This window comes from Sulfurimonas sp., from assembly GCF_027056685.1.
Classification (GTDB): Bacteria; Campylobacterota; Campylobacteria; order Campylobacterales; family Sulfurimonadaceae; genus Sulfurimonas.
The window spans coordinates 1-8,851 of record NZ_JALUKE010000156.1 but is presented as its reverse complement, the minus strand read 5'-3'; the positions used below and the strand labels follow the sequence as shown (position 1 = coordinate 8,851).

The following is an 8,851-nucleotide window of genomic DNA, read 5'->3' as shown; positions in this document are numbered from 1 at the left end:
CTGCACTTGACCGTTCTGCACCAGGTGGAACACCGGGAGCACTCTTTAATGAGATAGCTGGTTCACTCTTTAACACAGACTCTAAAATGCTTCTTTCTGGATACATTTATGGTCTTGGTGGACGTGACTTAACAAAGAAACATTTAGTTGATTTATATACTGAACTTCAAGCGAATGCTGATGCAGGGAAAGTACTTACACAACAACAACAGTTTATCGGTGTTCGTGGACCGAAACTAGCTTATTTATAGGAAATTAGTATGAGTGAAATGAAAAAAATTAAAAACTTAAAAGAGTTTTCAACATCAGCGGATAGATTTGAGGGTGCAAACCTTCTTTGTCCTGGTTGTGCTCACTCTATCATTGTTCGTGAAGTTCTAAACGCAACGAATGATGATTTAGTTCTTGCAGCTTCTACTGGATGTCTTGAAGTTTGTACAGCTGTTTATCCATATACATCTTGGGATGCTTCTTGGATTCACATTGGTTTTGAAAATGGTTCTACTGCAGTTGCAGGTGCTGAGGCAATGTACAAAGCACTTAAAACAAAAGGGCGTTTGAAACAACCTGGTCGTACTCCTAAATTTGTTGCCTTTGGTGGTGATGGTGCGTCTTATGACATCGGTTTTCAGTGGATTTCTGGCTGTATGGAAAGAAATCACGACATGATGTATGTTGTACTAGATAATGAAGTTTATGCGAATACTGGTGGACAGCGTTCATCTTCTACACCAATTGGTGCAAGTGCGACAACTACACCAGCAGGGAAAATCTCGTATGGTGAGACAAAAAATAAAAAAGATATGATGGGTATTATGGCTGCTCACAATATTCCGTATGCTGCACAAGTTGCTCCAAATAAATGGAAAGATATGGTGAAAAAAATCCAAAAAGGTTTTGCGACTGAGGGTGCTGTATTTATTAATGCTGTTTCTCCGTGTACAACTGAGTGGAAATTTGACCCTAAAGATACAATGCACTTAACAGATTTAGCTACAGATTCATTAGTGTTCCCACTATATGAAATCATTGATGGACATGAGTTAAACATTACTTACCGTCCTAAAAATGTAGTTCCTGTTGAAGAATATTTGGCTGCACAAGGGCGTTTTAAACATCTCTTTAAAGATCAATATAAATATTTGATTAAAGAGTGGCAAGATCGTGTAGATGCAAACTGGGCATACTTAAATCGTAGAGAAGAAGCTCGCGTTTAGTGAACTTCTAGCTTCGGCACAATTTGCAAATAACTCAGACACGGCAGGCTATAGTCTAGCCTTAGTTTGAGTTAGGCACAACTTATACCAAATCTAAAATTTCTTTCTCTTTTTCTTTACTAATAATAAATCAATTTTAAGCTTCATATATATACGAAATTAGTATAATGTGTGATGAGATTATTTTTTCTATTAATTATTGTTTTTTCTACACTATTGCAGGCTTACGACATTGATCAAATGCTTGATTTATATCGTAAAGATAGTGACCTTTCACAAAAAACAAAAAATGAATCGCTCGGACATTTGACGGTATATACTCGCGATGATTTAGAAAGAATGCAAGCGCATAACTTAGGTGAATTACTCAACTCCCTGCGTTCATTTCGTTATGATGAAAATATGCTTGGTATGCCCGATGTTCTACATACAGACCCCTCTCCTTACTCAAGTGATACAGTAAAAATTTTTATAAATAATCATGAAATTACATCAGCTTATGCAGGGAGTGGTCTTTTTATTTATGGAAATATTGACCTTGGATTTGTGGATCATGTAGAGATATATGAGGGCAGTACATCTACTGCTGTAAATTCTGAGCCTGCTATTGTTACTATTAAGCTTTATTCAAAAGATCCGGCGAGAGAGGCTGGTGGACATCTTCAGGCGTATGGTGGTTCAAGAGGAATGAACCATGAAAATGTCTCTTATGCCGCTGCTTCAAAGGATTTTAAGTATTATCTTTATGCTAGTCGTAGCGATATTAGAAGAACACACTATACAAATGAAAATTATGACATTTCAAGGGATTATAAACAAAAACATGCTTTGATGACACTTGATTATAAAAATATAAAAGTAGGTGCTGAATATATTGACCATAAAGCGGATCCTTTTCTCTCTCTAAGTATGTTTGCTAAACCAAAAGATGGTGATATGAGTTATAAGCTTAAAAGAGTGAGCTCAACCATGAGTTTTTTAGATGATGATTCATTAAAACTTTCTCTCTCTTTTATACGAATGAACGAACATCTCAATTTTAATATGGATGGTACACTCTGGACAACTAATCCTTTAGATGTGATACTTGTTACACAAGATAGCCTTGTAACTGATAGCGTAGATGATGTGTATAGTGCAAAACTTGAGAAGAAAACAGTTTATAAAAGTAATACCTTTTTGCTTGGAGCAAATTATATTAAAAAATCTCTGCATGATGTAAATACATATAATAATGGCGTATTAGATACAGAACCGACTTTTGTAGATAACTCTATCGTTGGTCTATATATGCAAGATGATTTTGCAATAGCAGAAAATCAAATTATAACAGCTTCGTTAAAGAGAAACCAGTATTATAGTAAGTCAAACAGAGCAGAGCGTAATTTTCATACTTTTCAAACGCGTTTAGGCTATATTGCAACTTCAAAAAAGAGTACTTTTAAGGCCTTTGCATCAAGTATGGAAATACCAACTGAGCAGTATGCCTTAGCCTTTGCAAAAACGAATGAGATTGAGCTGCTGCGTTTAGTAGATGTCTCCGCAGAGTATGCAAGACATATTAACGCAGCAACATTGGGATTTTGTTTAGAATATTTACAAAATCAGAACTCAAAGATATTGATAAAAAAAGAGAATATTCCAAGATATTATGATAATTACAGTGCAAGTGTAAAATATGATTATGATTTTGATCCATTTAACTCTTTGAAATCTATGCTTTTTTATAATAGGTATCATAACCCTGTTAGTATTACACACGAGAGTGTAATGGGTGGTTTTGCACGATTGCTCAATACTTATAAAAAGTTTGATATTTACAATGAGATAGATTATCGTAAAATTTATAGTTCTGAAATAAATGGCTATGTGTATAATGCAGGTGTAAGATATAGAGCGACACAGTCCTTGATATTTTCTCTTAAGGGCGTCAATATCTTCAATAGTGCAGCAACAAGTAGATACAGCTATATAACAATGAATGGTTTATCTCCTGAGCAAAAATCACTCTATATTTCTCCAATTGACAGAACATTGAGTGTTGGAATGGAGTATAGCTTTTGAAAACAGTTATTCTCCTTTTAATTATGTTCTTATTTAATAATTTACTAGCTTCTGATATAAAATGGGAATCGTTGATTCTTGAAAAAATGCTAACAAGTATGAGCAGTAAAAATAAGGTACTCATTTATACAAAAAGCCCTAAAATGAAAAAAATAGTAGAGCGTCTCATAAATACTAAGGTAAGAGTGACTAATAATTGTAAGAGGGCTGACTTTGCTTTACTGGCAGAAGATGAAAAAAAAACATGTGATAAACCAGAAATAGTTTTTAATTATCGTGGTTATATGCATGATGAAGATGCAGTAGGTGTTTTCTTTTGGCAAAAGGGTCGTCCAACAATTCGCTTTTCTTTAAAGCGTTTAGCGCATTTTAATCTTCAAGTCAGAGGGGAGTTGTCTAAATTTGTCTCATCAAATAAATAGTGGAATTATAAATAAAAAACTTTTTCAATTTGTTATATTGAGTTTGATTGTCATCTCTTTCTCGTTTGTCTCTTATACGGGGTACAAACATACGCTTGAAGAGACGACAAAAAAGTTGAATGAAAAAGTAATTTTGTTTCATTTTGAGACCTTTTCTGAACTCAATAAAATATATGAAAAAGATACAAATAAACATTTTTTACAAGCTATAAAAAAGAGTAAAAAAACACGCGAATCATTTGAAGATATGCTGCGTTTAATTCGTATATCTACTATTCAAAATCTTTTTGTTATTGCTAAAGGTGAAGAGAATAATTTCTATTTCTTACTAGATAGTGATCAAAATTCAAAAACACGTTCAAATTTTATGGAGCCTTTTGACCCACTTGGAAGTTTTTGGAATGATTGCTACAGATATAAAAAATCCCAAGTATTTCATCATCAAAATAGTAAAGATTTATGGATAACTATAGCTTATCCCATAATCGAGAATAATCAAACGGTAGCAATAATAGGTGCAGATATTTCTCGTAGTTTAGATACCAATATTCAAAGTAATCTTGGTGATTTTAGTAACTTCTTTTTGTGGATTTTATTGCTGAGTGCATTGTGGTTTGTTATTTTGTATGTTTTGACACTCTATTTTAGAAAAAAAGCTTATGAGGGCTATATTGACCCGCTTACACAGGTATATAACAGAAAATATCTTTATGATATAGTTTTGAAAAAACTTTCTCGCCGCTATCAACTTTTGATGCTTGACATAGATTTTTTTAAAAGGGTTAATGATGCTTATGGACATGACACGGGTGATTTTGTATTGCAAGAAGTCGCTAGGCGTATGCAGCGTTTTATGCGGGCAGAGGACTCTTTAATTCGCTATGGAGGAGAAGAGTTTTTGATCTATACTAGAGAGTTTACTCCTCAAAAGGCATTAGAATTTGCAGAGCGTATAAGAGAACATATTCAAAGTACACCAATTGTTTTTAATGAGATTAGTTGTCATGTAACCGTTTCCATCGGTGTAAATCCTTATGGAAGTAAAGAAAAACCATTTCTAGAGATACTTAAAAAGGCGGATGAAGCGCTTTATGAAGCAAAAATATCTGGAAGAGATTGTGTAAGACTCTCAAAGTAAGTTAACTTCTCTACTTCAATCTTATTAAATTAAAATTCGCTAAAATACTTGCAATACAATAGAAATAAAATTAAGGAATATATTATGCCACTATTAGACTCATTTACAGTTGACCACACCATTATGCCTGCTCCTGCAGTTCGCCGTGCTAAGGGAATGAAAACACCATCAGGAGATGATATTACCGTTTTTGATTTGCGTTTTTACAAACCAAATGAAGACAAAATGGATGGAAAAGGTATTCATACGCTTGAGCATCTTTTTGCAGGTTTTATGCGTGAGCATCTTAACTCTAAAGATGTGGAGATAATCGACATTTCACCAATGGGGTGTCGTACAGGTTTTTATATGTCTCTGCTTGGAACACCTTCAGAAAAGAGAGTTGCTAAAGCGTGGAAAAAATCTATGCAAGATGTTTTAAAAGTAAAAAGTAAAAAAGATATTCCTGAACTAAATGTTTACCAATGCGGTAGTTATACAATGCACTCACTTAAAAATGCGAAAAAAATTGCGCGTGATATTTTAAGCCATAAGATTGGTGTGATGGACAATGAAAAACTTAAACTCTCTAAGAAAAAACTCAAAGAGATAAACGGCTAATGTTAGTCGTAGTACCAATGGACTCTACTGATGTCCAAGAAGCAAAGATAACACCAGTTTTAGAAGCAAAAACATGGGCAGAACTACGCATAGAAGAGGGTGAACTTGTAGAAGTTCTGCATGCAGATGCCTATGATGCTTTTGACGCGTGGCCAGAGGCTGTTGTTGTCTGTAGTGATGGCGAGCCTGTGATGGATTTTATAAATATGTCTATGATAGTGCTTGTTGCACATACACAAAAGACAATAGATGAGATAGTAGAGGCATTTTTATTTCGTGAGTTGCACGATTTGGCATATTAGGATTTAGAAATGGATTTAAAACAGTTTTTAGAACTTTTTAATCCTTTACCAGGAAATCATTATCTGCTTGTTACAGATAAAATAGATGAAGTAGCTTTTGCATTAGAGGCATTGTTAGAAAAAGTGGGAGGGGAGTTGCATATTGCTTTGTATGAAGATACCCCATCGGAGTTGCCACCAAAACTAAACGCAGCGAAACTGCAATCTATTCAAAATAAGGCACAACCTTTTCGAGCACTGCCAAGAGATAATGATATTGTTATCTTCAAAGATATACAGCAGTTGCATAAAAATTTTGAACTACTTTTAAAAATCGCGTACACAACGCTAGCAAATAACGCTGATATAATCGTAATGCAAAAAAGTGATTCTATGGATGTTGAAGCTACAAAAGAGCTCTTAGAGCGTTATGAATTTCGAGCACCAAATGCCATAGATCTACTCAAAGGGTATGATTTAGTGATGGCGAAGAAGATGCATATGTGGGGTAATGGGTTATAAAATAATTTTATTTATCTCCTAATATTTATTGAAGTTTTTAATAGATATTATATCTCACATTAATAGAAGGAAACGGAATGGATTATTTTTTAGATGCTTACAGGCAGTTTGCAAATTTTCAAGGTAGAGCGAGTAGAAAGCAGTATTGGATGTTCTATCTCTTTTATGTGATTTTTTATATTATGTTTGCAGTTTTAGATGATTTACTACAGACAGGTGGGCTGTTTATGGCTCTATTTGCACTTGTCTCTATACTGCCTAATATTGCAATAGTAACAAGAAGACTGCATGATATAGATAAAAGTGGTTGGTGGCAATTGTTGATATTTATACCAGTTATTGGAGCGATTGTCTTGTTGGTGTTTTTAGTTATGAAAGGGACAGAGGGTGAAAATAGATTCGGTTCTGTACCTTTAAACTAAAAGATATTAAAAATCTTCCTTATCAAACTCTGCATCAGCTTTTGCATCTTCGATGCGTTTGAGCTGGGCATCACTCATCATAAGAACCTTAATTTTTTTAGTGAGAGCTGTTCTATCTGGAAGTTTTGTAAAGTAAGCGTAGATACCATAAAACATAATAAGTGTTGTAAGTATAACAATACCTGCTTGAATAGGTGAAAATTTTTGAATAGGCTCTTTTATTCGCATTTCGCATACACCACCAGGGCAGTGTGTTGCTTTCTCTTTTTTTATAAGATTAAAGATTTTACATCCTAAACATACTGAAAAGGCAGCTTCAAAAAAGAGGAGTGCCATACAGATGAGACAAACAAGTACTTTAATTGGATTTGGTTGAAAATCAATTACAAGATAGTAAAACATAGGCCATGCTATAACCATACCTATTGCCCATGCGAAGCGTTTTTGTGTGGCTCCTACATACTCTGGTGTTTGGTTTTGTACGAAAAAACGACCTAAAAGCAGACTCGGAGAGTAGCGTGGTTGTATGATTCTAATGGTAAAATCTATGGCAAAAAAAGTAACAAAGTACTCAGAAAAGACAGCAGTTCCAAGCATTACACCGTTTGCTAGTCCTAAAAAAGCACCAACAAATAAAATTGCTGCTGCTGCTCTTGCTTCTCTTTCATTAAGCACTCTTACATCATATCCTGGTACTTTCTCGCCATACGCAAAAAAATCATTCATTCATTTTCCCCTTTTTTCTTTTAAAGCTCCAAATTAGGAGCTTATTCAAATGCCTCTTCTATCTCTTCAATAGGATTTGTTTTTTTGTTACCTGCATCAAAGATATATGCATACATAGGTACATAAACAAGAGTAAGAAGTGTACCAACTAAAAGCCCACCAATGGCAACATCAGCAAGAGGACTTAAACGCTCAAGTCCTACTGCTTGTTCAAGTGCAATAGGAATCATTCCCGCAATAGTACCAAACGCAGTCATCATAACAGGACGGAATCTAACACGAACAGCCTCTTGTGCGCTTTCAAATGGAGATTCACCTTTTTCTCTATACCCTTGGTAGAAGTCAATAAGCAGTACCGCATTTTTGATAATAATACCAAAAAGGAGTAAAATTCCTAACAGACTCGGCATACAGCTTGGTTTTCCAAAGAGGAGCATTCCCCAAGCTGCACCAATAAGTGAAAGTGGTAAAACTACTATCATAATAAATGCTAAACGCACAGATTTATAAATGGCAATGAGTGCCATAATTAAAATAACAACACCAAGTCCGATGGCTTTTAGCATTCTCTTAAAGCTATCATTAATTTGAGCAATATCACCTGTTTGAGTAAGCTGTACATCATCAATTTTTGCATTTTTAAGTGCTGCTAAGGTGTCATCAGTCAAGTGTGTTACAGGTCTTTTTGCACGGTAACCATTTACATCTATAGAGTAGAGCATTTTGTCTCTCTCAATTTTTGCAAATGTCAAATGTCGTTTGAGTTTTGCAATGGCTGAGAGTGGAATTTCACCAGATGGTGTACTAATTGGTAAAAGTCTTAAAGTCTCTATATTTTTAGAGAATTTTCCTTTTAAGTAGAGTCTTACAAACTGTGTATTCATAGATTCTAAGTTTGCGTTTAAGCCAATAATCTGCCCTTTAAGAGGTATCTGCATTGCAATTTGATAAGGAGTAATACCATAGCTAAGTGCTTTATTCTCATCAATGTCAAGCTCAATCTCTGTAAAATCTTTGTCCCAACTTGTAGAGACTGATGTTAGACCATGAACTTTTTGCATTGCACGCTCAACGGCATGTGATTTGTCAGCTAAACCATCTACATATGGTGAACTAAGACGGGTATCTACTGTTGCTTTAATGCTTGAGAGTGCAGTTGCTCCAAAGTCAAAGACATCATTGCGTTTAAGACCTTCTAAGTGAGAGAGTTTGTCTCGTATCATACCTTCTAGTTGCCAGATAGTCTTCTTTCTTTTAAAACGGTTTACAGCATCTATGGTAATAGTCGCTTCTGATGGTAAATTTCCACTTCCAAGACTAAGTACACCCGGCTCTGTACCAAATGCAACCGAACTTCTTTTTACCCATTTTTGGCTATCTAGCCATTTTAAAACAGGTTTTATCTTTTTCTCTGCACTATCTACGCTCTCATTTGAACTAAACATAATCTGTGCTTTGA

The 8,851-nt window shown here is 34.7% G+C and carries 10 protein-coding genes and 1 pseudogene; 9 read left to right on the top strand and 2 right to left on the bottom strand.

The window, feature by feature from the left end:
• From MVY38_RS06800 to MVY38_RS06760, 9 genes and pseudogenes are all read left to right on the top strand, one after another.
• A pseudogene (locus tag MVY38_RS06800) lies at window positions 1–251 on the top strand (2-ketoisovalerate ferredoxin oxidoreductase); the annotation flags it as partial.
• 9 nt (window positions 252–260) lie between these two features.
• A complete protein-coding gene (locus tag MVY38_RS06795) occupies window positions 261–1,217 on the top strand; it encodes a thiamine pyrophosphate-dependent enzyme (protein ID WP_297484615.1) in 957 nt (318 codons plus the stop codon).
• A 240-nt stretch (window positions 1,218–1,457) separates the two neighbouring features.
• Window positions 1,458–3,281, top strand: coding sequence for a TonB-dependent receptor plug domain-containing protein (locus MVY38_RS06790; RefSeq protein ID WP_297484614.1), 1,824 nt, complete (start codon window positions 1,458–1,460; stop codon window positions 3,279–3,281).
• Window positions 3,278–3,703: a hypothetical protein gene (locus MVY38_RS06785; RefSeq protein WP_297484612.1), complete on the top strand. Its 426-nt coding sequence runs from the start codon at window positions 3,278–3,280 to the stop codon at window positions 3,701–3,703. The genes MVY38_RS06790 and MVY38_RS06785 overlap by 4 nt, the downstream gene beginning before the upstream one ends.
• Window positions 3,684–4,841, top strand: coding sequence for a diguanylate cyclase (locus MVY38_RS06780; protein WP_297484610.1), 1,158 nt, complete (start codon window positions 3,684–3,686; stop codon window positions 4,839–4,841). Before MVY38_RS06785 ends, MVY38_RS06780 begins: the two co-directional genes overlap by 20 nt.
• Before the next feature lie 84 nt (window positions 4,842–4,925).
• Complete coding sequence (luxS, locus tag MVY38_RS06775) at window positions 4,926–5,441, top strand: S-ribosylhomocysteine lyase (protein WP_297484608.1); 516 nt, start codon at window positions 4,926–4,928, stop codon at window positions 5,439–5,441.
• Complete coding sequence (locus MVY38_RS06770) at window positions 5,441–5,743, top strand: hypothetical protein (protein ID WP_297484606.1); 303 nt, start codon at window positions 5,441–5,443, stop codon at window positions 5,741–5,743. The genes luxS and MVY38_RS06770 overlap by 1 nt, the downstream gene beginning before the upstream one ends.
• Before the next feature lie 9 nt (window positions 5,744–5,752).
• Window positions 5,753–6,244, top strand: coding sequence for a hypothetical protein (locus MVY38_RS06765; protein WP_297484605.1), 492 nt, complete (start codon window positions 5,753–5,755; stop codon window positions 6,242–6,244).
• A gap of 77 nt (window positions 6,245–6,321) precedes the next feature.
• Entirely contained in the window at window positions 6,322–6,666 is a 345-nt protein-coding gene (locus MVY38_RS06760; RefSeq protein WP_297484603.1) for a DUF805 domain-containing protein, read from the top strand.
• Between the two features lie 6 nt (window positions 6,667–6,672).
• Here the strand turns inward: MVY38_RS06760 and MVY38_RS06755 are convergent, their stop codons facing one another.
• Complete coding sequence (locus MVY38_RS06755; protein WP_297484600.1) at window positions 6,673–7,392, bottom strand: DUF4395 domain-containing protein; 720 nt, start codon at window positions 7,390–7,392, stop codon at window positions 6,673–6,675.
• A gap of 41 nt (window positions 7,393–7,433) precedes the next feature.
• Window positions 7,434–8,851 (bottom strand): efflux RND transporter permease subunit (locus MVY38_RS06750; protein WP_297484598.1); only part of this gene is annotated, 1,418 nt, incomplete at its 5' end.